General features: G+C 51.8%; 19 protein-coding genes. 8 read left to right on the top strand and 11 right to left on the bottom strand.

The window, feature by feature from the left end:
- Nucleotides 1-27: 27 nt before the first annotated feature.
- Genes TK45_RS12895 through TK45_RS12875 form a run of 5 tightly spaced genes read right to left on the bottom strand, consistent with a single transcriptional unit; the run spans nucleotide 28 to nucleotide 5,089 of the window.
- Nucleotides 28-1,266, bottom strand: a complete 1,239-nt coding sequence (locus tag TK45_RS12895) for an ABC transporter permease (protein WP_131259253.1) — start codon at nucleotides 1,264-1,266, stop codon at nucleotides 28-30.
- Nucleotides 1,263-2,444: an efflux RND transporter periplasmic adaptor subunit gene (locus TK45_RS12890; RefSeq protein ID WP_254426618.1), complete on the bottom strand. Its 1,182-nt coding sequence runs from the start codon at nucleotides 2,442-2,444 to the stop codon at nucleotides 1,263-1,265. The genes TK45_RS12895 and TK45_RS12890 overlap by 4 nt, the downstream gene beginning before the upstream one ends.
- On the bottom strand, nucleotides 2,441-3,430 hold the full coding sequence (locus TK45_RS12885; RefSeq protein ID WP_131259251.1) for an HlyD family secretion protein: 990 nt from the start codon (nucleotides 3,428-3,430) through the stop codon (nucleotides 2,441-2,443). Before TK45_RS12885 ends, TK45_RS12890 begins: the two co-directional genes overlap by 4 nt.
- Nucleotides 3,427-4,398: an HlyD family secretion protein gene (locus TK45_RS12880; RefSeq protein ID WP_165490787.1), complete on the bottom strand. Its 972-nt coding sequence runs from the start codon at nucleotides 4,396-4,398 to the stop codon at nucleotides 3,427-3,429. Before TK45_RS12880 ends, TK45_RS12885 begins: the two co-directional genes overlap by 4 nt.
- Complete coding sequence (locus TK45_RS12875) at nucleotides 4,385-5,089, bottom strand: ABC transporter ATP-binding protein (RefSeq protein WP_131259249.1); 705 nt, start codon at nucleotides 5,087-5,089, stop codon at nucleotides 4,385-4,387. Before TK45_RS12875 ends, TK45_RS12880 begins: the two co-directional genes overlap by 14 nt.
- 222 nt (nucleotides 5,090-5,311) lie before the next feature.
- Here TK45_RS12875 and TK45_RS12870 point away from each other — a divergent pair, with 222 nt between their 5' ends.
- Nucleotides 5,312-5,692: an MAPEG family protein gene (locus tag TK45_RS12870; protein ID WP_131259248.1), complete on the top strand. Its 381-nt coding sequence runs from the start codon at nucleotides 5,312-5,314 to the stop codon at nucleotides 5,690-5,692.
- Nucleotides 5,693-5,754: 62 nt separating this feature from the next.
- On the opposite strand, the gene TK45_RS12865 is transcribed toward TK45_RS12870, so the two are convergent.
- The 4 genes from TK45_RS12865 to TK45_RS12850 all read right to left on the bottom strand — a co-directional run bounded on the left by TK45_RS12865 (nucleotide 5,755) and on the right by TK45_RS12850 (nucleotide 12,114).
- A complete protein-coding gene (locus tag TK45_RS12865; protein ID WP_131259247.1) occupies nucleotides 5,755-7,350 on the bottom strand; it encodes a PQQ-binding-like beta-propeller repeat protein in 1,596 nt (531 codons plus the stop codon).
- 313 nt (nucleotides 7,351-7,663) lie between these two features.
- On the bottom strand, nucleotides 7,664-9,226 hold the full coding sequence (locus tag TK45_RS12860; protein WP_131259246.1) for an FGGY-family carbohydrate kinase: 1,563 nt from the start codon (nucleotides 9,224-9,226) through the stop codon (nucleotides 7,664-7,666).
- Nucleotides 9,227-9,685: a hypothetical protein gene (locus TK45_RS12855; RefSeq protein ID WP_131259245.1), complete on the bottom strand. Its 459-nt coding sequence runs from the start codon at nucleotides 9,683-9,685 to the stop codon at nucleotides 9,227-9,229.
- A gap of 68 nt (nucleotides 9,686-9,753) precedes the next feature.
- Nucleotides 9,754-12,114, bottom strand: coding sequence for a DNA polymerase II (locus TK45_RS12850; RefSeq protein WP_131259244.1), 2,361 nt, complete (start codon nucleotides 12,112-12,114; stop codon nucleotides 9,754-9,756).
- A gap of 130 nt (nucleotides 12,115-12,244) precedes the next feature.
- Here TK45_RS12850 and TK45_RS12845 point away from each other — a divergent pair, with 130 nt between their 5' ends.
- Nucleotides 12,245-13,348, top strand: a complete 1,104-nt coding sequence (locus TK45_RS12845; protein WP_131259243.1) for an efflux RND transporter periplasmic adaptor subunit — start codon at nucleotides 12,245-12,247, stop codon at nucleotides 13,346-13,348.
- Nucleotides 13,349-13,357: 9 nt separating this feature from the next.
- Entirely contained in the window at nucleotides 13,358-16,405 is a 3,048-nt protein-coding gene (locus TK45_RS12840) for an efflux RND transporter permease subunit (protein WP_131259242.1), read from the top strand.
- On the opposite strand, the gene TK45_RS12835 is transcribed toward TK45_RS12840, so the two are convergent.
- Nucleotides 16,402-17,559 (bottom strand): lipopolysaccharide assembly protein LapB, encoded by a 1,158-nt coding sequence (locus TK45_RS12835; RefSeq protein WP_131259241.1) that lies wholly within the window; start codon nucleotides 17,557-17,559, stop codon nucleotides 16,402-16,404. The two genes, TK45_RS12840 and TK45_RS12835, sit on opposite strands and share 4 nt — an antisense overlap.
- 30 nt (nucleotides 17,560-17,589) lie before the next feature.
- Nucleotides 17,590-18,951 (bottom strand): ATP-dependent RNA helicase DbpA, encoded by a 1,362-nt coding sequence (gene dbpA / locus TK45_RS12830; RefSeq protein ID WP_131259240.1) that lies wholly within the window; start codon nucleotides 18,949-18,951, stop codon nucleotides 17,590-17,592.
- Between the two features lie 256 nt (nucleotides 18,952-19,207).
- Between dbpA and TK45_RS12825 the strand changes: the two genes are divergently transcribed.
- The 5 genes from TK45_RS12825 (at nucleotide 19,208) to TK45_RS12805 (ending at nucleotide 24,689) form a co-directional block, all read left to right on the top strand.
- The gene (locus TK45_RS12825) at nucleotides 19,208-20,599 is read left to right on the top strand and encodes a Na+/H+ antiporter NhaC family protein (RefSeq protein ID WP_254426617.1); all 1,392 of its coding nucleotides are present in this window, start codon (nucleotides 19,208-19,210) and stop codon (nucleotides 20,597-20,599) included.
- 230 nt (nucleotides 20,600-20,829) lie between these two features.
- Complete coding sequence (locus TK45_RS12820) at nucleotides 20,830-23,112, top strand: TonB-dependent receptor (protein WP_131259238.1); 2,283 nt, start codon at nucleotides 20,830-20,832, stop codon at nucleotides 23,110-23,112.
- Between the two features lie 127 nt (nucleotides 23,113-23,239).
- Complete coding sequence (locus TK45_RS12815) at nucleotides 23,240-23,629, top strand: cupin domain-containing protein (RefSeq protein ID WP_131259237.1); 390 nt, start codon at nucleotides 23,240-23,242, stop codon at nucleotides 23,627-23,629.
- A gap of 31 nt (nucleotides 23,630-23,660) precedes the next feature.
- On the top strand, nucleotides 23,661-24,206 hold the full coding sequence (locus tag TK45_RS12810; protein ID WP_131259236.1) for a hypothetical protein: 546 nt from the start codon (nucleotides 23,661-23,663) through the stop codon (nucleotides 24,204-24,206).
- A 51-nt stretch (nucleotides 24,207-24,257) separates the two neighbouring features.
- Nucleotides 24,258-24,689: a DUF1353 domain-containing protein gene (locus tag TK45_RS12805; RefSeq protein WP_131259235.1), complete on the top strand. Its 432-nt coding sequence runs from the start codon at nucleotides 24,258-24,260 to the stop codon at nucleotides 24,687-24,689.
- Nucleotides 24,690-24,910 lie beyond the last annotated feature (221 nt).

Raw genomic sequence — 24,910 nt, 5'->3', positions numbered from 1 at the left:
GATTACGTGCAGGGGCACCTGCCAGGATCAATCGCTGTGCAGTGCCTCAATCGGACTTAGCTGCGAAGCTTTAATGGCCGGGAATACACCGAATCCAACGCCCACCGCCAAACAAATTCCCAGTGACAGGAAAATCGCCAGCATTGACCAGCTTACCGCCCAGCCTGAATAGAAACCAATAATCTCAGATAGCACCAATCCAAAAAACACCCCCAGCAAACCACCCAGTACCGAAATGGTGAAACTCTCGGCGATAAACTGCATCTTGATATTTTGTCGGGTCGCGCCGACTGCACGCAATAAACCGATTTCTTTGGTGCGTTCCAGCACGTTAGCCAACATGATATTCATAATACCAATGCCGCCAACCAACAACGAAATCCCTGCCACGCAGGCCATTACGATGTTAAATATCTGCTGGGTTTGCTTCTGCTGAGCCAGCAATGCGGCGGGGATCACCATCTGATAATCTTCCGCTTCGCCATGGCGCAATTTAAACAGCTGTGCCACGGCTTTGGCCGCCACCATAGGATCAGTATCGTCGGCGATTTTCAGTTTAATCACGTCCAGCTCACTGGCCAGTTCCGGTCCGTTAAGCTTTTTCAGACTGGTGGCCAAAGGCACAAATATGCGCGTGGCATCACCACCGATTTTGACCCCCTGAAATTCATCTTTGCCCAAATAAGGCTCGTCCAGCACCCCCACCACCTGTGCCCACAAATGGTTAATTTTGACAAATTCACCCACCGCATCCTGCCCGGGAAACAACTGGCGCGCGGCGCTGGCACCCAATACGGCAACCTGCGCCAGCTCCGCATTATCCTGCTCGCTGAGCAATCGTCCTGCCTGAGGGCGCATATTCGACAGGGCAAAGTGGCTGGCGGTCACACCCACCACATCCACATCCGCGCTGGCGAAGTCACTGTATACCGATTGGGTTTTAATCTGACGTTCGGCGCTATGGTCCACCACAAAGGGTAACGTTTGCGCCGCGGCATTGACGTCAGCCAGCGTAAGTCCCAACGATTCCTGACGGATCTCTTTGAGTTCCGCATCATCAAACTTCTTGCCTTCCACAATCAGATTGCGCAGCCCCATGGAGTCAATCAGTTTCAGGGCTTCACGCTCGGCGCCTTCGCCGATATTCAGCATGGCAATCACCGCGCCCACGCCAAAAATCATCCCTAACAAGGTCAACAGCGTGCGTAACTTGTGGGAAGCCAGCTCTTGCAAAGCTTCCAGAATTAACGGTCTAAACTGCGTCATTGGTTGTTCTCCGGGACACTCAGGGCGATTTCATCACCAGCATCAAGTCCGGCGGTAATCTCTACAAAATATAAGTTCTTATTGCCTGTGCTGACCGTCTGGCGCACAAATTCGCTGCCATCGCGCACATACACGAAGTTTTCACCACGCTGGTTAAACAGCGCCTGCAACGGGATAACCCGGCTCTCACCGGCAGGTTTGGCGTTGATAGTGGCATTGACTTTGAGCCCCGCCTGCAACAAGGGATCCTGACTGTCGATGGCTACCACAACCTCGAAATATTTGATCGGGTTACCCCGTTTGATGGTGCGGCTAAATCCGGACACCGAACTCACCGTCCCGGCGAAATGTTTGTCTGGATAGGCCTGAACGCGGATGTCCACAGGCTGGCCTTTTTCCAACCCAATCGCATCTTTGTCCAGCACAAAGACCCGCGCCTGCATCTTGTCCAGATTCGGGATTTTTGCCACCGCCGAACCCGGGAAAACCGTCTGGCCTACCGCAGGACGCTCGCCACGCCAGTTTTTTTCATATTGCAGAATACCGTCGTAAGGGGCATAGACTTCCAGCTGAGACAGCGCCTGCTGGTGTTGCTGAAACTTGGCCGCATGGCCCTGTTTCTGGATATTCAGCACATCCAGTGAACTCTGGCTTTGTTGTTCGATACTCTCCTGTTTCCAGTCGATGTATTCATCTTTGGCACCCAGATAATCACGATTCGACAAGGTATCGATGATTTCCAGCTTGGAATACAGGCGTAAATCGTCGATGGCAAAGCGATCAACGAAGGCAAACTCCTTGGCCACATAGGCCTCTTCGGAGTCCAGTTCACTCTCCTGCTTTTCCCGCTCAGCCTGTTTGTTGCGCATATCCTTGTCCAGCAGCAACATGGCTAATTCTTCACGGCGACTATCGAGCAGCAATTGTTCCGCATCAAAACGGGCGACCACGTCGCCTTTTTTCACCGATGTGTTCTCTTCTGCCAGCCATTCAATCATCATCGGGGTTCGCCCGGGCACCAGAATTTTCTGTGCCTCGGCCGCTTCCAACTCACCAAACGCCGGCACGCTAATGGCGAATTCACGCGCCGTTACCTGATATACAGGCACCGTCTGCTCCGGTACATCGGAGCATGCGGTCAATGCCAAAATGGCTAGTCCAAGGGTCAGATACTTCATGATTCGTTACTCAGTTCCACTTTGGCTTTCATGCCAGGACGCATGACCTCCGGGCGTTGCTCGCCCAGCTCAATCAGTGCATCAAAGATGATTTTGCTACTGCTACTGGATTTAGGGTAATAGGCCTGACCAAGGTGGGTAATACGCCCTAAATACGCCATTTCCGGATAGGCTTCGAACACTACCCGCACCGTTTGGCCGGGTTGCAGACGCGAAGTATCCGGCTCTGAAAACTCGGCTTTCAGGGCCACTTCATCTAATGACGGCAGTTCAATCAGGCTACGTCCCAGAAATACGGTTTCGCCCTCAGCTGGCTTTTCACCTTCACCACCGGTTTTGTAAATGACCAGGCCGTCTTTCGGTGCTCTGACGGTTAACTTGGCTATATCGCCTTTAATCTCATCGACTTTGCCCTGCAGCGTTGCCACTTTGCCCTGTGCCACCTGGCGATTGATCACCATTGCTTCGCGATGATGGGCCAGGCGCTGCTTGGCCTGCGCCAGTGCCGCGTTGGCATACTCAAAGTCGGCCTGTTGTTTATCGCGCTCGATGCGTGAACGCGAAGCATCAACAATCTCCGCTTTGCGCTTGGCTTTTTCGAAGTTCATTTCCGCTTCCGCCAACGCCAGAACCAAATCTTGTTCCTTGGCTTCATCATCCAGTTGTTCACTTTCCGCACGCTTTTTCTGCGCGTCCAGATCACTGATGCGGCCAATCAAATCGGTTTTCAGATTCTGTCCATCAAACACCAGCACCACGTCACCGGCTTTTACCTGCGTATTTTCCGGTGCCAGTTTGGCGATTTTAAACTGCCACATGCGACGCACGTTCGGCGGGCCTAGCGTGGCGGATTTGAGTGACACCAGTTCGGCCGGGGCGCTCACCGCCGGTGCCTGATTCTGCGTCACTGTTTGCGCTGACTCACCACAACCGGTTAACACGCCGATGACGGCCAACGCCGCCAGATTAATCATGTGTTTTTTCATGATGATGCTCTTCTTTTAGGGGTCAACATCACCCGCACGCTCATCCCCGGCGATAGCATCACCTCAGGCAATTGTTCAAAACCAATCAGTAACTTGTAATAGGCACTATCGCTCCACTGTGCTCGCGCTTCCGCCTGCTTGCTGGCGTTCATCAGTGTGCCCGGATAGGTTTTGCCCGGATACGCATCCAGCGACAACTGAATATCCATCCCGGCCAGATCGATTCGTGCGGCATCAATTTCGTGGATCCAAGCGGTAACCTGATAGCCAGATTGCGCCTGTACGGTTAACACGCTCCATGCAGCCTGCACATTGGTGCCTGCGGTGATCTTATTATTGCCGTCCCAGGGATGCGGCATATAGGACACAGGCCCTGTCACCAGTGCTTTTACGCTCATTTTTTCCAGCTGCGAACTTTGGTAAGCAATGTCTTCTTCGGTTTGCAGAATATTGATTTTTTGCTTCTGTATGCCCACTAAGCGGGCCTGCTCGGCCAGCTTGAGCGCTTCTTCTGCCTTTAACTGCTCCATCAGCGCTTTTTCGTAAGCGATTTGGTATTTACCCTTATCAAACGCACTGACATCACCATCTTCTACGCTGGCTTCAATTCTGGCTTTGTTAACCGAGATTTTTGCCAGTTCAAGCTTGCCCTGTGCCTCGACCACGGCCTGATTCAGATCCATTTCGATCTTTTTCAGCTCAAGCAACTGCATTTCCAGTTCCTGCTGGTTTTGTTCCAGCTTGGTTTGAATACCGCCGGAGTCGAACACCGTCACCAGTTCGCCTTTTTCAACCACCTGACCTTCGTCAGGCATCCACTGAATCATGACCTGCCAGCGATCGGTTTTAGGTGCCACCACCACCTGACTCTCAGGCGAGCTCACTTCGCCGGTTAACAGCAACGGCTGTGCAGCAATCACAGGGGCGGACAGCATACTTAGCAGACATAACCATTTACGCAGCGCCATGTCGCACCCCCGCAGGTAATTTGTAATCGTTATCGAGGATCTGACCATCACGCATGAGCACAATACGCCCGGCATGTTCCGCGATATCATCTTCATGGGTCACCATCACTATGGTCTGTCCCTGACGATGCAACTCATTGAGTAACGCCATAATTTCCACCGATGTTTTGGTATCCAGGTTACCGGTTGGTTCATCGGCCAGAATCACACTAGGGCGATTTATCAACGCGCGGGCAATCGCGACCCGCTGGCGCTGACCACCGGACATTTCAAACGGGCGGTGATGCATGCGATGCCCGAGTCCCACTTTTTGCAGTAATTCAATCGCACGCTCGGTTGCCTCTTCATCCGTCACATCGGCGTAGCGCAGTGGCAGTTTCACGTTGGCAATGGCATCAAGCTTGGGCAACAGGTGGAAGGTCTGGAAAATAAAGCCGATGTGTTTGTTACGGATGGCAGACAAGGTGTCATCATCCAGTGCCGCTACATCCTGACCATTTAACAGGTACTGCCCGGCGTTGGGAGAGTCCAGACAACCCAATATATTCATCAGGGTCGATTTACCCGAACCTGAGCTTCCCATAAACGCCACGAATTCATTGTCTTTCACGCGCATGGACACGTCTCGCAGGGCATGCACGGTCTCTTCACCGTTGGCAAAACTTTTACATATATTTTTTAGTTCCAGCATTCGTTTGCTTCTTCTCGCAATCTTGATGGGTACGATACTGGGCTTCATACGTAACAACAATTCAGTTAGGCGTAAATTGTGTCTGACTAATCGCAACAATTTGTTTCACAGAGCGTTGCAAAATTCGGGAAATTTTTCAGGCACTTGCGCAAATCAGCCAAGTTCCGCAGACTAGGCTCACTTTACCCCGCCCTAATGGGCGCAAAAAATTAAGGATGCAACATGCCGTTAGGTCTTTACGCTGGTTTACTGACGTTGCTTTATATCGCGCTGACCTTTCGCACCATTGGTGCCCGTCGTCGAGCGCAACAAGCGTTGGGTGATGGAGGCGATCGTCTGTTGCAGCGCGCGATGCGTGCCCATGGCAACTTTATGGAATATGTGCCGCTGGCACTGATTCTGCTGTTTATGTTGCAGCAACAAGGTGCCGCGTCCTGGCTGATTCATCTGCTTGGTAGCGCATTGTTTCTGGGGCGGGCGATTCATGCCGTTGGGATTAGTCAGCAACCAGAACCACTCAAGTTACGCGTCACCGGCATGTTACTGACCCTGTTGACTCTGTTCAGCAGTGCGCTGTTGTTGATCATCAACGCAGTGTTCTGAAACCTCAGAAACGGCCGCAAGGTCAGGCTGGACCATAGGTCCAGCCGTTTTATATCCTGTCGTTATTCTGGTAAGGCGAATGCCCTAAACTCCCAGTTAGAGGTATCCGCCGGGTCAAAGCCAACCGCTTTGTAACCCGACCCCCAAAATACTTTGCCATCTACAATCGCCGCCCCGGAGTTGCACGTCCCTCCAGAGGCAAAGCTCCATTGCACCGCACCGGTGGCTGCATTCATCGCATACATATGCCCTTCCCCATCCATTGAACAAGCGAAGACGATGCCATTGGCCACTGACGCAGCCCCTCCAGCCTTGAAATTAGCCGGATTGGCGGTTTGCCACAAAATCTCGCCCGTCGCGGGATTCAGCGCTGACCAAATTCCGGCGTTAGTTTGGCTACCATCGGGTAACGTCCAAGCACGAGATTCGACGTTGGCACTGGAGGTATAAATTCGCTCACCATCAAATGCCGAGCCCCATTGCAAACCACCCGCAACACCACCAGGGCTGACTCTTGTGGTCCAGCGAATGGAGCCATCATCCGCGTTTAGCGCCCAAAATATACCGCTTTTCTGTCCGGCCCCAACCAGGTCGATATGCTTATTCTGTTCGGGAATTTTAACTTTCATCAACATCGGCGCCTGACCAAAATCAAAGTCGGGCCCCGCTGGGTCCGGGCAATCGGGCAAGCCAAACAAACAGGACACCGTCCACACGTCAAAAGGAATCACGACATTAGCCCAGTTGATCGCACCGGTATCCATATTCAGTGCCAGGATCGTATCGAAATAATTGTCTGCTGGCACACAGGCGCGTTGCGCCGTTTCATCATTGCCAGCAGCGGCAACGCAATCCAAAAATGCCTGCGGCGCGGAGTAATTGTTACCTGTCGCGATGTAAATCTGTTTACGGTTTTTATCGATACTCGGTGCACTTCCCCATATTGCGTTGCCGGAGAAGCCGGCTGGCGCCGTATAGGTGCGCCATTTAATGGCGCCGGTGTTAACATCCAGGGCCAACATACTGCCGCGGAATGAGCAACAAGGATAGCCGGGAACAAACGCTGCAAACGCTTCTTCCAATGACGCCACACCCACATAGACGGTGTCCTGATATACGGTTGCAGATTGGGTAATTATCGCTGCTGGATGCGCGTCGACCTGAGTTGACCAAACTAAATCTCCGGTGTGTTTGTTCACCGCGACGATATTGGCGTTACCGAACACACCGGGTATAAAGGAGCTTCGCCCGCCCTGATCGCCGATAATCACCAACTCTTTGTAAACAGCTGGCGTGGCGCGAGCCAGATTGCCCGGCAATCCAGTGTATTCAGTAAAGGAGCGCTGCCAGATGATGGCGCCTGTTTGTGCATCCATCTTGGTTAAATAGCCAGCCCAATCCGGTACATAAACAAACTTTCCTTCTACTGCGGGGGTTGCTGAGACATCACTGTTTAACGTGGTTGACCACAAGACCTGCAAATTAGCGACATTGGCTGGGTCCAGGGTAGTTTCATTTTTTTGATGGCGGGTATTGTTGATATCGGCGCCAGACATGGGCCAGTCCGATTCAGCCTGGACATCACTGATAAAAAGCCAGGAAAACAATAACGCCCCCGCAGCAAACACCGTGCGGGATTTAGTAGATATATGGCACATAACATGCCTCCAGTTATTAAGGTTAATTGCGTAAGAGTGTTAAGAAGTAACAGCGGGACAATCAACGGCATGGATGCGTTGGTCTCAACACAAACATTTACGGACAAACAACTGGACAGCAGAGGAGACGAAGGCATCGTGATATCGGCAAGACAGCTAACCTGCCAGTTCCAATTCACGCTTCTTGCGGCAAACAGTAGCACAGCAAATCACTGTGCTACTGGTATAACAGATTCCTTTTTCGCAGATATCAGATTTCTAAGGCTTTTTAACATAGTCACAGGGTAAAGAAGTGCTTACATTCGCGCTCTGTTTACTCCGGATAACCGGTAATTTCACGAATTTTCTGATACAGCGGCTGCAATTTGGGGTACATCTGCACATACACCTCTCGGTATAGCCGCTGGTATTGGCGGTGATTAAGCATATTGGGTTCGAAGCGCTTACCCACCCTCGTCATGGCGATGGCCGCCTGCTGCATATCGGCGTACCAGCCCAACGCCGCCGCACTGGCTATGGCAGAGCCCAGACCGGACGTTTCATTGGTATGTGGCCGCTCGGCTGGTAATCCAAAGATATCTGCGGCGATTTGCATGGCCGCATCCGACTGGCTGCCGCCACCGGATATACGCAATAAGGTTGGCTTTACCTTGCAACGATGTTGAATCTTATCCAGCCCCTCTTTCAGGCCGAAATTAATGCCTTCCAAAATCGCGCGGTACAGGTGTTCGCGCTTGTGAATATCGCCAAAGCCAATAATTGCACCTTTGGCTTCCGGCCCCGGCTCGCGAATTCCCGCCCCCCAGTAGGGTTGTAACATCAGCCCCATGGCGCCGGGCGGCACTTTATCCACCAACTCGTCAAACAAGGCCTCGACAGGCATATCCGCATCATCAGCCCGTAATGTCTCTGCCAGACCAAACTGCTCTTTAAACCAGCTAACCATCCAGAAGCCGCGATTAAGCATCACTTCATAACAAAATTGCGGACTCAGAATCGCCGGATAAGCCGGCATATGCCGGATGGCCTCACGATACTGGGGATGGCATACATTGACACTGGCGCTGGTACCAAAACTTAAGCAAGCGACATCCGGCGTAATACCGCCACTGCCCAACACTTCACAGGCCTTATCTGCGCCACTGGCAACCACCGGTAACCCGACGGGTAAGCCCAGTAATGTCGCAGAAGACTCTGACAATTCCCCCAGCACTTCGCCACTGTTAACTAAGCGCGGCATTTGCTCACGACGCATGGAAAGCGCAGACCATTTCCAGCTAAGGCGATTTGCCCAGCGCTGGGTGGCATAGTCAAACGGTACATATCCTACCTGCGCGGCGCGGCTATCGGCATAGGTACCGGTCAGTTTGAAATTAAGATAGCCGGATAAAAACAGCCATTTATGCACTTTATCGTGCAGCACCGGATCATGGGAGTGCAGCCAGTTACTGATGGCTTTGCGGCGAAAACCCTGTACAGCCTGGGTAACGCCACGCAGGGCAAAAGCCAGGCGCCATAGCATGTTCATTCTGGGTAAACGCTCGGCCAGACGCTGATCCATCCACAACCAGGCGGGCATCAGAGGTTTCCCGTCGCCATCCAGCGGTACCAACGAACCACGCTGCGCGGTGACCGATATTGCCGCCACCTGCGCGGGTAAAAAGCCCTGTTGCCATAACGCCGCGCAGGCTTGTTGCACACTTCGCCAGTACAGGTCGGCATCATGCACACAATAGCCCGGCTGAGGCTGGGTGTAAGGCGGATAATGCTGTTGCGCTTTACCCTGTAAGTTACCTTCACGATCGAACAGCATGGCACGCAGGCTCTGGGTGCCTACATCGATACTGAGTAGAAGATCTGCGCCAGTGTTACTCACCTAGCGGGTCACCCGGGCATGACGCAGATGCTGGCGAACAAAATCACGCACCGCATCCAGTTGTGTTGCCGGAAACATCAAGCCCACCTTGCCACCCAGGTTCGCAGGCAGGCTAAGCAATGCATGTTGGTCGTTAATCTTATCCAACGCGACATGTTTAATACTTTGTGGATCAAGCGGATGGTCGGCAATCAACAACAATGGCTGTTCCATTTTAAGTTTGCTGAACACATCGTCCACCAAAGGAAAGGGACGATATTGCTCTTCCATCCGGCGAGCATTAAACGGCCATAGCCAGACGTTAATCACTAACAGCAGGAGCAAAAAACCGTTATCCGACAGGTGACTATGCCAGGTATCGCCGGCATTTTTTGATGCGACCACAAATCCAATCAATGCCACAGTGGCAATCAACGGGAGGATATAATTATTAGTGTGCCAGTTATTACGGAATTTCATACTGCATCCTTGCTTAGGGGAATGTCTGTAGTAAACCTCAGACCCGCGGTTCATTCAATATCGGCCACTCAGAACAAGCCCAACTGATCCGACACAATCTGTTCAAAATCCCGTCCGATAAACGGCAGGATCCCTTCTGCGATGGGGCGCAGTTGTTTTTCGACATAATGCTCGTAATCCAGCGGGCTATGCACATATTCCAGCGGCTCCGGGCCATTTTGCGTAATCACATATTTCACCCAACCGCGGCGCTGATATTGCAGTGGTTTACCTGACTTGCGGTTATGCTCGTCGGCCAGACGCGCGGCTTTGACATGGGGCGGCACATTTTTTACATAGGCATCAAGACTCTGGCGCAGGCGCTTTTTATATACCAACTTGTCGTCCAGACGTCCTTCACGGGTATCGGCCACCATAGTGCGGATATACTCTTCTACCGCATTTCCGGCAAACACTTTCTTATACAGGGTCTGTTGAAACTCGCGCGCCAGCGCGGTCCAGTCTGAGCGCACCGTTTCCAGCCCTTTAAACACCAATTTGTCGCCGTCTGCGCTGTGTTTAAGCCCGGCATAGCGCTTCTTACTGCCTAACTCAGAACCGCGAATGGTTGGCATCAGAAACTGACTAAAGTGAGTTTCAAATTCGATTTCCAGATGCGACGTTAGCTGCATTTCATCGGCTAATTTTTGCTGCCAACGCTGGTTAATCAGATCCTGTAACGTCTTACCAATTTGCCGCGCCGCCTCAGCGCTGTATTCACCGTTTAGCCACACAAAAGTTGAGTCGGTATCGCCATAAATGACTTCATACCCTTGCTCGCGGATCCACGCCGCGGTGGTTTGCATAATCTCATGGCCACGCAGGGTAATCGAGCTGGCCAACCGGGTATCGTAAAACCGGCAGCCGCCGGAGCCCAACACACCGTAAAACGAATTCATCAGGATTTTAATTGCCTGCGAGCGCGCCGCATCCTGTTGTTTTTTCGCCTCGTCGCGCTGTTGCCAGAGGGAGGTAATAATTTCAGGCAAGAAATGCTGCTGGCGATGAAATTTGGCACCCTTAAACCCATCAATCGCGTCATCAGGCTGGGCCAGCCCTTGCACCAATCCTAACGGATCGATTTTGAATGTACGGATAATCGACGGATACAGGCTCTTGTAATCCAGCACCAGCACATGGGTATACAGGCCGGGGCGCGACTCCATGACATAGCCGCCCGGACTGGCCAGTCCGCCGTCCAGTGGGCGGTTAGGCGCCACGTAACCAGCGCGATGAAATTTGGGTAAATATTGATGGGTAAAGGCCGCGACCGAACCGCCGATGCGATCCAATTCCAGCCCGGTTAACTGACTGCGCAACACCAAAAAATCCAGCATGCGCGTATGGGCAAAAATCTCCAATACCAGGACGCAGTCCATCAGGTTATAGCGCGCCAACTTGACCTTATTATGGCGAAAATCATGGTTAATAATCGCCATGCGATTGGCCACATCTTCGGTATCCTTACCTTTACCGAGCAGCGCCTGCGCAACAAATTCCAGACTAAAACTATCAAACTGATAAGTCGCCGTTTTCAGCGCATCGATGCCATCGATCACCACCCGCCCGGCAATATCCACAAAGCCCAGATTGCTGTCACTACGGCTATCCCGCCATTGCGCCGCGCTACCATCGCGCCCGATGTTTAATGGCACATTCTGTACGGACGCTCGGCGCAGCAATAATTTAAAGTCAAAGCTGATCACCGCCCAGCCTATCACCACGTCTGCATCGAACAGATTGAATTCGCTGACAAAGGCGCGCAGCAATGCCACCTCGTCCGTCACCCAGCGGATAAAGTCCGGAGCGTCCGCCTGCGCAGTGCCAATCATCAGCACGCACTGGTAGCCGTCAGCTGCCATGCCAATGGAATACAGCTCGCCCTTTTCACTGCATTCAATATCCAGTGACAACACCTTAAGTTCTGGCTGGTAATCCGCCGGTTTCAGTGCCGCCTCATTCACATCGGCATAACCATCCTGCAGATTACTTTGCCCGGCATACGCCGCACTGCCGTTGATAAAGCGTTCCATCAGATAGCGATCGACCAGGCGGATATCATCCTCAAAGGTCACTATTCCGGCGCGATTGAGCGCTTCGCGTGCAGCAAAGTGTTGACGGGTGGTGGATGCATAGACCCCGCAGGCCGGGCGTTGATCGGTCAGTTTCATTTGCAGCGGGCGTACTTCGGCATCCACACGCTGCTGATTCAGGTGATGTTGGGCACGCCTGGCATCCTCGCTGGCGATAAAAAATACCTGAGATTGCGGCGGCGTAACCAGCCTCACCGGCCCCCGTTTGGTGGCCAGCCAGAATTCACAGCAGGTTTTGCCCTGCACGTCGAGCGGACGGCGGGTGAGGATAAAACCTTGGGGATGAACTGAATGCATGGCACAACAACTGTATAAACACACAGTTAATTTATCATGAGTATTAACAATTTCCTAACGCGAAACGCTACACCTACAGAAAAACTGTGTCAGAATCAGCCTATTACGCGCATTTGCTACAGGGAAAATCATGCTTCGGGTACTTACACTCTTCACCGGTTTAGTATTAGTTAGCGCTTGTCAGGAGCCCCCTGCTCCACAGCAGAAAGTCATCCGCCCTATCGCCTGGATGCAGGTGCAGGCTGAAGAAATGCAGCAAATGCGCCGCTTAAGCGGAATATTAGCGCCCGTTGAAACCGCGCGGCTAAGCTTCGAAGTGCCGGGTAAAATAGCCAGCGTTTCCGCCACGTTGGGCGAAAAAGTCAGTAAAGGACAGGAACTGGCGCGTCTCGATCAGCGTACCTTCCATTTGAGTGTGCAATCGGCCGAAGGGCAGTTGGATAAAGCCAATGCCGCACTGGTTGAAGCGCGCAATACCTATCAACGCTACACCGAACTGCTCGCCAGCGGCGGAATTTCTCAGTCTGGTTATGACAATGCACGTGCCGCGTTTGAGTCGGCGCAAAGCGCCAGCAAAGTGGCGCAGACCCAATTAGATATCGCGCGCAAAAATCTGCAGGATTCCATATTAAGTGCGCCTTATGACGGCGTGATCACCCAGCGCTTAATCGAACCATCCCAACAGATCGCGGCCGGCCAGCCTGGCTTTGAAATCGAAGGTGAGGACGGTCTGGAAGTCCACGTGTTGGTGCCGGAAAATCTGATTCAATTGTTACGCCGTGACCAGGCTTTGGATGTGCACTTCCCGGTGGCACCGGACATGGTATTGCAAGGTCAGATAACAGAACTGGGCACCCGCGCGCAAAACGCTAATACCTTCCCGGTCACAGTACTGCTTAACGACACGCATCCCAACTTGCGCGCCGGCATGACCGCTGAGGTGGATTTTCTAGTGGATGCGGTTGGCCGCACGGGCTTCAGTGGCCCGGGAATCCGCATACCGGTCAGTGCTATCTCTCCGGATATGGGTCAGGGTGCATTTGTGTTTGTGTACGACGAGGCCAGCGGTACCGTGCGTAAGCGTACCGTACAAACCGAAGCAATATTTAACAATACGGTGTATTTGTCCTCCGGCCTGAACAACGGCGAAATTATTGCCGTAGCCGGGGTGGCACATATGCACGACGGGCAGCAGGTCACGCTGCAGGACAATATGGTGCAGGTGTTTAACTAAGGCGGCCCCATGCAACATATTACCCAAATCGCATTTACCTATCGTAAACCGGTCTTTCTGATCCTGTTGTTACTGCTGGTCAACGGCATCATCGCCTACTTTACCCTGCCAGCGCGGGAAGACCCATCAATTACTATTCGTGAAGCGATAGTCAGTACTCGCTTTCCAGGCATGGCACCGGAGCGGGTAGAACAACTGATTACCCGTAAGCTGGAGCAGGAAATTCGTAAAATCCCTGAAGTGACCCGCTTACGCAGCACCTCTTCCACCGGGCTATCCATCATCCACGTTAAAATTTACGACCGTTACTTTAATCTGGATAACATCTGGCAGGATCTGCGCAATAAAGTGGAACAGGCGCAGTCACAGCTACCCAGTGGCACCCTCCCACCCAACATCAATGATGACTTTGGCGATGTATCTGTGGTGACGCTGGCGCTAACTGCCGATGGCTTTGACTTAGCCCAGATGTATGACAAGGCCAAGCACATCCGCGACAGCCTGTATGCGGTGGAAGGCACCAAAAAGGTCGAGATTTTAGGGGTACAGTCGGAACGGGTGTATCTGGAAGTCAGTAACGCCAGACTGGCGCAATTGGGGATCTCGCCAGCGTCGCTGATTCGGGATTTACAGACCCAGAATATCATCGCCTCGGGTGGCGAAATAGATACTGGTGAGCGCTCGTTTATCATCGAGCCGACCGGAAACTTTAATCAGCTCAATGATATCGAAACTGCTTATATCAGCATTCCCGGCAGCGAAGATTTTATTGCCCTGAAAGATATAGCCAATATCCGCCGCGGCTTTATCGACCCGCCCCATCAGCCCGCGTACTTCAATGGCAAGCCCGCCTTAATGCTGGCGATTTCCATGTTAGAGGGCTTTAACGTGCTGGACTTTGGCCCGGCCATGCTGAGCAAAATCGAGCAAATTCAGGGTTCACTGCCACTGGGTTTTAATCTGGATATTTCCACCTATCAGGCTGAGCAGGTCGAGAAAACTGTCAATGGCGTATCCATCAATGTGATCCAGACGCTGGCTATAGTGTTGGTGGTCGTGGTGATCTTTTTGGGCGTACGCACCGGGCTGATTGTCGGCAGTATTGTGCCATTTGTGATGTTGGCAACACTGGCGATTATGCAGCTCAGTGGCATGGATTTGCAGCGCATGAGCTTGGCGACCCTGATTATCGCGCTGGGGTTATTAGTCGATAACGGCATTGTGATCGCCGAGGATTTCAAATCCCGTCTGGAACAGGGCAAAGATCGTATGACGGCGCTGACGGAAGGCGGTGCTGAACTGGCGATGCCACTGCTGAGTTCGTCGATTACCACCGTACTGTTTTTCTTACCCCTGATGCTGGCGCAACATGTGGCCGGCGAATATACCCGCTCGATTTCACTGGTGATCCTGATCACCCTGATGACCAGCTGGGTGATGGCGCTGTGTATCACGCCTGTGCTTTGTTACTACTTTATCGGCCACCCTAAAACCGATAAAACCTCGCTGTTGGAACGTCTCTACGATAAATACACCGGCCTTTTACATGGCGTACTGACCACCCGTACGTTGCTGCTGGCAGGCATTTTTATTCTGTTGATTGGCTCAGTGCTGGCGATGAAGCTGGTACCCAAGCAGTTTTTCCCGGACTCGGATCGCCAACAGATCCTGATGTATATCGACTTGCCTCAGGGCAGCTCCGCCAGCACCACAGACCGCCAGATGCGCGATATCTTCGCGTGGCTGCAACAGTCGGAGTATGCCGGCGTGATTGATAACTTCACCGGCTATGTGGGCTTTAACGGGCCACGCTTCGTGCTGTCGCTTAACCCGGAAGATCCGCAGGACAACAAAGGCTTTATCGTAATGAACGTCAAGCCGGGTACCGATCTGAAGGCGCTGCTCACCAATCTGGATCGGGATTTGGAGCAGCGTTACCCGGATGTAGCAGCGCGGGTGCGCAAGATGTTCTTAGGCCCATCGGACTCGTCGGTATTGCAGATTCAGGTCAAAGGCCCGGATAAAGATGTCATCTACCGTAAGTCCCAGCAGGTAATGCAGGTACTGCGCGATGTACCCGGCACTTATGATATTCGCAATAACTGGGAAAACCGTATTGTGAAGGTCGAGGTGCAGGTTGATCAGCACCGGGCGCGTCGCTCAGGCATTACCTCCAAAGACGTGGCCACCTCGTTGCAGACCTTTTTCAGTGGTGCCCAAATCACTGATTACCGGGAAGGCGATGACATTATTCCGGTAGTGTTGCGCGCCGGTGATGCCGAGCGACACAATATCGACCGCCTGCGGACGCTTAGCGTGTATTCACAAACCACGGGGGTATCGGTGCCCTTGTTGCAGGTAGCCGACTTTGCGCCCGTGAATCAATACGGCGTGATCCAGCGGGAAAACCTGTTCCGCACGGTTACTATCGAAGGGCGCAATAATCTGATGGCCGCGGAAGATTTGAAAACCCGCGTCGATGCACAGATTCAGCAGCTGGCGGATGATCTGCCACTCAATCACTGGATTGAATACGATGGCGTAGTGGTGGAGTCTGCCGCAGCGCAAAAAGCGCTGAGTGCCAGTATGCCGCTGGTGATGGGCTTTATCGTGTTGTTACTGGTTGCTCAGTTCAACTCATTCCGCCGTGCGCTGATTATTATGCTGACCATACCGCTGAGTTTTATCGGTGCGGTGCTGGGTTTACTGGTAATGGGCGCGCCGTTTGGCTTTATGGTGTCGCTGGGGCTCTACAGTCTGGCTGGGATAATTATCAACAACGCGATCGTGCTGATTGACCGGATTGATTTGGAGCGCCGCGATGGCAAAAGCGACTACGATGCCATTGTCAGTGCCTGTCGCAGCCGTTTGCGACCAATTACCATGACAACCATTACCACAGTAATGGGCTTATTGCCGCTGATCCTCGGCCACGATGCCTTGTTCTATGGTATGGCCTGCGTCATCGCCTTTGGCTTGGGGGTTGGTACTATCCTCACCCTGGGCGTCGTGCCGGTACTGTACAGCGTATTCTTCAAGGTAAAGCGGGAGAGTTAAGACTCTCCCGCCACGCTGCGTAATACGGATAACTTTTCGCGATATCGCTGACGAGACTCAGTATCAAATGCCTCGCTGACTGCCCGCTCCATTGCCTTAACGGCTTGTTCAGGACTGTCCTCAAGGTAATAACTTTGCGCGATGCCGAAATGCGCTTCGGCTAAATAAGGCGCATGACGCAAAGCCACTTTAAAATAATGCCGCGCCTTAGATGCATCTTTTTGAGACAACGCGTCAAAGCCCAATTTTACCCACGCATAGGGATTGGGATCGTCCGCTTCCTCGAGGATACTGTCTAACTTCACTGCGGTTTCCGCATCACCATTTAACCGCGCGTATAACGCATAATTGTTGATCAAATTAATCGATGCCAGATTATGCTCTGTGGCAAAGCGAAATATCTCCCCAGCCTGCTGATTAGCGCCCATGCGTCGATAGGTAACTGCGAGCAAGTTTAGTGTTTCGGGATTAGTCGGATCGAGTTGATAGGCGCGCTGCGCGTTGGCAATCGCCAGGGTGTAATCATTAGCGAGTAATGCTTCCACCGCATGATTCTGATAGAAAAACGCCAGCATTTGCTCAAAGTTAACGCGTTTTCCTTTAACATCTCCACCGTCGGGATAATAGTCAATCACGACCCCACTAAAGCCAAATCCTTCAAACAATTCATACTTCTTGGGACGATGCGCCATTACATTGACGTGACTGGAAAGCAACAGGGTATTGCCCTTTTGCCAATACACAGGTGTGGTGAATATGACATTGTATTCAATGTCGATGCCGGCCAGTTTAGCTAATGCGGTGGTCAAGATTGCCAGCGACATGCAATTGCCACCATTGTTGGTCAGCGACTCAGCGGCGGTATAAGTATCCCCTCTGTAATCGAAACCAAACAAACGTCTCTCGAGATATTCAACCAGCCGTTTATGTTCTTCTATATGGGCATAAGCTGGAGCATTAAAAAACGTCAGAAAGTCTTCTCTTTGCGCGTCGGTGAGGCTGAAAATCTGCTCAGTGCTTAGCACCTGTGGGTGGGTGACAGGCTGCAAAGAAATAATCGCTTGTGCTTCGACGACGGGCTGCGGCGCAACAGAGGATGTCTGACATCCCGTCAACATCATGGCAGCAACCACGCCACTCATTACCAGCCTCATGGGCAACTCCTTTTACATGGCAATGCGTCACTATAACTTTCTGGCAATCACTTTAATACCTTTCAGGCGATTTTCACGCAGTTGTTGCAGGGTACGTTTTACGCTGCGCTGTTTAATCGCCAGATAGGTATCTAACTGCGTAAGCTGAATATCAACGATATCATCCGACGGCACTTTATCGTCGCGGGTCAGTAAGCCAACAATGTCGCCTTTGCGGATTTTCTGCTTTTTACCAGCCTGGATCAGCACCGTTTGCACCACAGGTTGCAAGATACGGTTGGCATGAAACACCAGGTTCTGCACCCCAACAGATTTAATCGCGCCAAAACGCTCAATCAGTAACTCGTAAGGGCGCGTATCGTCATCGCTGATCAGGGTAACGGCCAGCCCTTCCCGCCCAGCGCGGCCAGTGCGGCCAATTCGGTGTACATGGGTTTCCACATCGTGAGCCGGTTGCAGGTTCACCACCATGGCCACATCCGGAATATCCAGACCACGCGCCGCCACATCGGTCGCAATCAGGTACAAACAGCTACCGTTGGCAAACTGCGCCAGCACCTGATTACGCTCACGCTGCTCTAAGTCACCATGAATGGCCAGCGCCGCAAAGCCCTGCTGTTTCAGTACCTCGGCTAATTCGGCGGCTTCACGCTTAGTGTTGGTGAAGATCATCGCCGACGCCGGTTGATGATGGCTGAGAATACGCGCTACCGCGTCGTAGCGTTTCACGCTGCCAAGACGATAAAACTGTTGGGTAATACTGGCGACTTTAGTCGCGACTTCGACCTTTTGCGCCGTGGGCAGCCAGGTCTCACACATGCGGTTGATTTCATCGGTATAGGTGGCGGAGAACAACATGGTCTGATGCCCAGGCGCCATGGCATGGAAGATCACATCCAGATCGTCAGCAAAGCCCACGTCTAACATACGGTCGGCTTCATCCAGCACCAGTTGACTGACCGTGCGTAAATCCACCCGACGCTTTTCCACATGCTCTACTAAACGTCCCGGCGTGGCCACAATAACCTGTGGCGCATGGCGTAACGATTGAATTTGTGGCCCCATGGGCTGACCGCCACACAAGGTTTGTACTTTAATATTCGGCACAACGCGCAACACGGTACGAATGGTGTCAGCCACTTGCTCGGCAAGTTCACGGGTGGGGCATAGCACCAATGCCTGGGTGGCGATATCGGACGTCACTTTTAACGCAATCGGTAATGCAAAGGTCAGGGTTTTGCCGCTGCCCGTGGCTGCTTGCGCAATCAAATCATCACCGGCTAACAATGCAGGTAATGCCGCCTGCTGGATTTCGGTCGGGTTTTGAATACCCATCGAGTCCAGATTAGCTAACAGTGAATCAGGTAAGGAAAATTGCGAAAATGCCGACATAACAGCCCCCTAGTTTTTGCGAGGGGCTCTTTTACCGACTTATGCGTCGATATGCAACTTGTGCCCCGCATATGCCAGCAAATAACCCTGCGCGTGATGAGTTCAACCATAGCAACTTATCGTCGCCGTGCATGGATTTTACCCAAAGCACCTGTCACTTCGCGGTGCTATGCAGGCTAACTATCGCATCGCTATCCCCGTCACAACAAAATGCGGTAAGCTTGCGCACAAATAAAAACGAAAATGGATGTGCGCTGTGTCTGACTGGTTATCGATTATCCCTCCCTTGTTGGCCATTATCGTGGTGTTCTGGCGAAAAGAAGTTATCGGCGCGTTGTTGATCGCGTTGTTTAGCTCAGAGTTACTGTTGATGTTCACCCCACAAACAGAGGGTAATGCACTGTTTGGTGGTTTTATTGGTACATTGGAACGTATCGTCGAAGTGTTCTCCTCAGCCGGTAACACCCGGATTCTTATTTTCTCACTGTTGGTTGGTGCCCTGTTGGCTTATATGCGTCACAGCGGCGGTGTCACGGCACTGGTCAACAAACTGGTCAACGCTAATGTGGCCAGCAACGGCAAGCGCGCCAGCCTGATGGCGTTTATTACCGGCGTAGTGGTGTTTATCGAGTCGAACCTCAGCGTGCTGACTGCGGGCATCGTCTCCCGTGGCCTGTTTGATAAGTTCAAGCTGTCCCGTGCGCGCCTGGCCTACATTATCGACTCCACCAGTGCGCCAATTTGTATTCTGATCCTGCTCAATGGCTGGGGCGCTTATGTGCTTGGTTTGCTGGATAATTACGAATTGCCGGATACGTCCGTGTCGGTGCTAATCGGTACGATTCCCCTTAACTTCTACGCCCTGTTCACCCTGGCCATCGTGCTGTTTACCATATTCAGCAACAAGACCTTCGGCCCCATGGCTAAAGCCGATGCCGAGGCATTAACCATGCACCATAGTGAAGAGTTGCAGACTCATGAACACGGCAAAGCACGCTTTATGTTGCTGCCGCTGGCCACCATGGTCATTGGTATGATTGGTTTTATGCTGTGGACCGGCAACGGTGAACTGACCCAGGGCAGCGGCTCAAAATCAGTGCTGTACGCGACGGCGCTGGCCTGCTTACTGGCTTACTTTATGATGCTGTTTTCCGGGCGTTACCAACACAAAGATCTGGTGAAGATCGGTTTCGATGGCATGAGTGAATTATTGCCACTGGTATGCATCGTGTTGTTATCGCTGGCATTGGGTAGCAGCCTGAAGTTACTGGGCACCGGTGTATTTATTTCCGGTCTGGTGGCGGACAACCTGCCGCTGTTCAGTATCCCCGCTATTCTGTTTTTGGCCGGTGGCTTGATTAGTTTTACCACCGGTACCAGCTGGGGCACATTTGCCATTTTGATCCCCATCGGTATGCCTTTGGTGATTAATCTGGGCTTACCACCAGAATTAGTGCTGGCGGCGATTCTCGGCGGCGGTGTATTTGGCGATCACTGCTCACCTATTTCCGATACCACCGCAGTAAGTTCGCTTGCCTCCGGCTGTGATTTACTGGAGCACGTACAAACGCAAATTCCTTATGCGCTATTTGCCGGCAGCCTGACGTTACTGGCGTATTTGCTGGCCGGCTTGTTAACTATCGGTTAATACAGCCAATATCGTACAAAATGCGACAACTTTATGTGCCTTTTTTAGGCACATTCTGTTAGACTCTGCAGCCCTCTGAATGTGGTCAGGCCAGATGCCGGATAACACGCACAGAGGGCACCATTTCCCTCTTTGCATTTCCCCGTCTACCTTTAGCTGACCAGCTGTTTAGATCACTGATTTTTTCAGTACACTCAACAATTTAATCTCAATAATTCTGGTGACACTATATGAAGACACTGAATAAAGCAGCACTGGCACTGTGTGTGCAAGCCGCGCTTTTCAGCAACTATACCAACGCACAGGATTCTGCCAGCGCAGAACCTAAAAATGCGCTGGAGCAAATTACCGTAACTGCGCAAAAACGTACGCAATCTATCCAGGAAGTACCAATCAGTATCGCAACCCTGCACGGCGATCGCTTTGACGCGATTTTCTCCGGTGGTGACGATATTCTGGCTCTGGCAACCCGCGTTCCGGGCCTGTATGCCGAATCTTCCAACGGTCGTGTTGCACCGCGTTTCTATATGCGTGGTTTAGGTAACACCGATTTTGACTTAGCCGCTTCACAACCAGTGTCTATCGTGATGGATGATGTTGTGATGGAAAACGTGGTGCTGAAAAGCTTCCCACTGTTTGACGTTGAGCGTGTTGAAGTAATCCGTGGTCCACAAGGCACCCTGTTTGGTCGTAACACCACTGCTGGTATCGTAAAATTCGATACGGTTAAGCCTTCTGAAGATTTAGAAGGTTATGCCAAAGTAGGCTTAGGCAATTACGGCACCCGTAATATCGAAGGTGCGGTTGGTGCAGGCCTGACTGACGGCCTGTCTGCACGTATCTCTGTGTTGTCGCAAAACCGTGATGACTACATCGATAACGCCTACACCGATCAAAACGACATCATGGGTGGTTTTGAAGAGCAGGCTTACCGTGTACAGGTTCTGTGGGAACCTTCTGACGAATTCAAAGCCCTGTTAAATGTACATGGCCGCGATCTGGACGGTACTGCGTCTATGTTCCGTGCCAACATCCTGACAACAGGCAGCAACAAACTGAACGACAACTATGTTGTTGACAAAGTTTGGTACAACGGCGACATCGACGGTAACGGCGCAGACAACAACCCGCAGGCATACAAGTCTAACGGTATCAGCCTGAAGCTGGAATACGAGATGGACGGCATGACCCTGACCTCGATCACAGCCAATGAAAAGGCCGACGGCCGTTCATTAGGTGATATCGATGGTGGTGTAGCGTTATTTGCCCCGGAAGATATCGATCACGATGGCGACGTGGAAACCACCTACCCTGGTTTCATCCCGTTTGACGCGGTAACGGAAGACCAGTTGCATGACCTGAAACAGTTCACGCAGGAAATCCGTTTAGCCAGCGCCAATAATCAAGACGTTACCTGGCAAGTGGGTGCGTTCTACTACGACTCTTCGTTCAGCGTAGTGAGCGTCGACGGCTTCTTCGGTGCGTCTGAAGTGTTCCATGAAAACACCACTTGGGCTGTGTTCGGTCAGTCTTCTTATCAAATCGATGAGAACCTGAACATCACCACAGGTGTTCGTTATACCCATGACGAAAAGAGCCTGCACGTAGGTGATCAGAACGTAAATGGTTTTGCACTGGTTATTGGTGCTGCGTCTGTTCAGGACTACGAAGACATCAATGTTAGCGACGGTCGCTGGAGTTACGAAGTATCGGCTAACTACAAGCTGGATCGTAACAGCAGCCTGTTCGCTCGTTATGCCAACGGTTTCCGTGCCCAGACTATTCAGGGCCGTGACGTAGCATTCGAAGGTGCACCATCTGTTGCTGATGCTGAAACCATCAACAGCTTCGAAGTGGGCATGAAATCTGACCTGCTGGACAAAACCCTGCGTCTGAACACCGCGGTGTTCTACTACCAGATCGATGACATTCAATTGTCAGCCATCGGTGGTGACGGCAACAACACGTCACTGATCAACGCTGACAAAGGCGTTGGTTACGGTTTTGAAGTGGATGCCGAGTGGGCAGCAACGGATAACCTGACCCTGACTGCCGGTTTCAGCCTGAACAAGACTGAACTGCAAGACAGCAACCTGGCAGTGGCACCATGTGGTTCTGGCCAGTGTACCCCACTGGATCAACTGAACGACAAAGGTCAGGCACTGGTTGACGGCAACCCGTTCCCGAATGCACCTGAGACGACATTAAGCGTAACAGCACGCTACGCGATTCCAGTTGGTAACGATGGCGAGTTCTACGTTTACACTGACTGGGCAGTACAGGGCAAAACTAACGTATTCCTGTATGAGTCAGCTGAGTACCGCTCAAGCGGTAACTTCGAAGGCGGCCTGCGCATCGGTTACGAAAACTTCGAGCGCGATTACTCTGTTGCCCTGTTTGGTCGCAACATCACCAATGAGCACAACCTCAAAGGTGGTATCGACTTCAACAACAACACAGGTATCGTAAACGAACCGCGTATCTGGGGTATTGAAGGCGAAATTCGCTTCTAAGCACCCGCTTTACGAACAAAAGCCCCGCCAAGTGCGGGGCTTTTTTATGCTTGTCGTTTGGCTGACATTAGATTCTCTTCATCTTCACGGGTACAGTGGGCTGACAAATATACATTGCGAGCGCCACATGAGATGTAATCTTACTACCGACAGCATCGTGCTTACGCCGACTCAAGCCGCGCACACTGAATCTGCCGACAGCGGCTTATACGAACGAATTGAACGGTTGTATGCAGGCTTTCGCGACCATCAACTTATTTCATATCACACATTTAGCGCCGACTGGCAGCAGTGGGAACGGCACCCTCATGGCGACGAAATCGCTGTATTGTTGTCGGGCAGCATTACCTTTATGCTGGCAACCACAAAGGGTGAACAATGCGTGGAACTGTCCAGCCATCTGGATTACGTAGTGATTCCACGTAACACCTGGCACACTGCCAGGGTAACAGACACGGCCAGTATGCTGTTTATTACGCCTGGTGAGGGCACCGAACACAAAGCATGTAAAGGTTGAGCCCGCCAACATCAAACAATAAAGGGAATTCATGACACTCGCAGCACTACAACAGAATATGCGACAGGCCTACTTAAATGGCGCCAGTGGCGCGTTGGCATCAGGCTTAATTTGGGGCGTGGCGGCACTAGCAGCCAATTTGTTTTCCCCAATTGCGAGTATGCTCACTTTGTTTTTTGGCGGGATGTTAATTTTCCCGCTGTCTGTTGTGATTTCAAAGTTGGGAAATGCCAGCGGCAAACATGATCCCAGCAATATGCTTAAGCACCTTGCCGTTGAAAATCTTGGATTTTTATTTGCTGGCCTGATGATTGCCTTTGTCGTTGCTCAGCAAGACCACATGTTGTTTTACCCAATTATGCTGCTCGCGATCGGTGCACGTTATCTCACCTTTCAAACGATATACGGCGTAAAAACATATTGGCTGTTTGGCGGGTCACTGATGATTGCCGGTGCCCTGTGTATGGTGATGCGCCCTGGCATGATGACGGTAGCCCTGCTTGGAAGCGTTATTGAGCTGATATTCTCCTTAGTGTTGTGGCAACAGCATAAAGCAACAAATGACGCTACTATCTAACAAATAACCACGCTCGTAAGCAGTGAGCGGAATACATACAAGGAATTTGTTATGAAGTGCATTGCTTATAAAGGTGGCTACAAATATCAGCTGCAAACCGAATACACCGACACGATTGGCATTACCCCTGAGCGTGACCTCGCCTCCCCCGGCGAATATGTCACCCTGTCCACCCTTGGCTTTATTACCATCAAAAAAGGTTACGCCTGGGATGGCCCCTCTGGCCCGACAATAGATACCAAAAACTTTATGCGCGGTTCACTGGTACACGACGCACTCTACCAATTAATGCGCGAGGACGAGCTGGATCGTAAACGTTACCGCGACCCGGCCGACAGAATATTAACGGCCATGTGCCGCGCGGATGGCATGAGTTGGTTGCGTGCACAGTGGGTGTATTTAGGGGTGAAATGGTTTGCCGCTGATGCCGCTGCATCGAAGAATCGCAAGAAAATTGTACATGCCCCCGATGGATGCCCGTAGCGCTTTTCAAAGGACAAGCCTTTTAAAAATGCGGTTATAGTGAACCTGTATTTACCTGTTTATCCATACATACAAATACATATTGCTCCCATATTCAGCAAAACGACCCATTGGGTCGTTTTTATCCCGTTGCGATTGTGCGACACCGATACAAATACTTTGTATAGCAATCACTTACGAGAACTGTTAAAAATGCTAAAGGAGAAAAACGAGCGATGCGC

The organism is Bowmanella sp. JS7-9 (assembly GCF_004329715.1).
Classification (GTDB): domain Bacteria; phylum Pseudomonadota; class Gammaproteobacteria; order Enterobacterales; family Alteromonadaceae; genus Pseudobowmanella; species Pseudobowmanella zhangzhouensis.
Note: the sequence above shows the minus strand (reverse complement) of the source record. Positions and strands in the feature narration are given on the sequence as shown.

Excerpts from the sequence above, each read along its gene's own strand:
- TK45_RS12895 (WP_131259253.1), bottom strand. The coding sequence starts at position 1,266 with ATGACGCAGTTTAGACCGTTAATTCTGGAAGCTTTGCAAGAGCTGGCT.
- TK45_RS12890 (WP_254426618.1), bottom strand. The coding sequence starts at position 2,444 with ATGAAGTATCTGACCCTTGGACTAGCCATTTTGGCATTGACCGCATGC.
- TK45_RS12885 (WP_131259251.1), bottom strand. The coding sequence starts at position 3,430 with ATGAAAAAACACATGATTAATCTGGCGGCGTTGGCCGTCATCGGCGTG.
- TK45_RS12880 (WP_165490787.1), bottom strand. The coding sequence starts at position 4,398 with ATGGCGCTGCGTAAATGGTTATGTCTGCTAAGTATGCTGTCCGCCCCT.
- TK45_RS12875 (WP_131259249.1), bottom strand. The coding sequence starts at position 5,089 with ATGCTGGAACTAAAAAATATATGTAAAAGTTTTGCCAACGGTGAAGAG.
- TK45_RS12870 (WP_131259248.1), top strand. The coding sequence starts at position 5,312 with ATGCCGTTAGGTCTTTACGCTGGTTTACTGACGTTGCTTTATATCGCG.
- TK45_RS12865 (WP_131259247.1), bottom strand. The coding sequence starts at position 7,350 with ATGTGCCATATATCTACTAAATCCCGCACGGTGTTTGCTGCGGGGGCG.
- TK45_RS12855 (WP_131259245.1), bottom strand. The coding sequence starts at position 9,685 with ATGAAATTCCGTAATAACTGGCACACTAATAATTATATCCTCCCGTTG.
- TK45_RS12850 (WP_131259244.1), bottom strand. The coding sequence starts at position 12,114 with ATGCATTCAGTTCATCCCCAAGGTTTTATCCTCACCCGCCGTCCGCTC.
- TK45_RS12845 (WP_131259243.1), top strand. The coding sequence starts at position 12,245 with ATGCTTCGGGTACTTACACTCTTCACCGGTTTAGTATTAGTTAGCGCT.
- TK45_RS12840 (WP_131259242.1), top strand. The coding sequence starts at position 13,358 with ATGCAACATATTACCCAAATCGCATTTACCTATCGTAAACCGGTCTTT.
- TK45_RS12835 (WP_131259241.1), bottom strand. The coding sequence starts at position 17,559 with ATGAGGCTGGTAATGAGTGGCGTGGTTGCTGCCATGATGTTGACGGGA.
- dbpA (WP_131259240.1), bottom strand. The coding sequence starts at position 18,951 with ATGTCGGCATTTTCGCAATTTTCCTTACCTGATTCACTGTTAGCTAAT.
- TK45_RS12820 (WP_131259238.1), top strand. The coding sequence starts at position 20,830 with ATGAAGACACTGAATAAAGCAGCACTGGCACTGTGTGTGCAAGCCGCG.
- TK45_RS12815 (WP_131259237.1), top strand. The coding sequence starts at position 23,240 with ATGAGATGTAATCTTACTACCGACAGCATCGTGCTTACGCCGACTCAA.
- TK45_RS12810 (WP_131259236.1), top strand. The coding sequence starts at position 23,661 with ATGACACTCGCAGCACTACAACAGAATATGCGACAGGCCTACTTAAAT.
- TK45_RS12805 (WP_131259235.1), top strand. The coding sequence starts at position 24,258 with ATGAAGTGCATTGCTTATAAAGGTGGCTACAAATATCAGCTGCAAACC.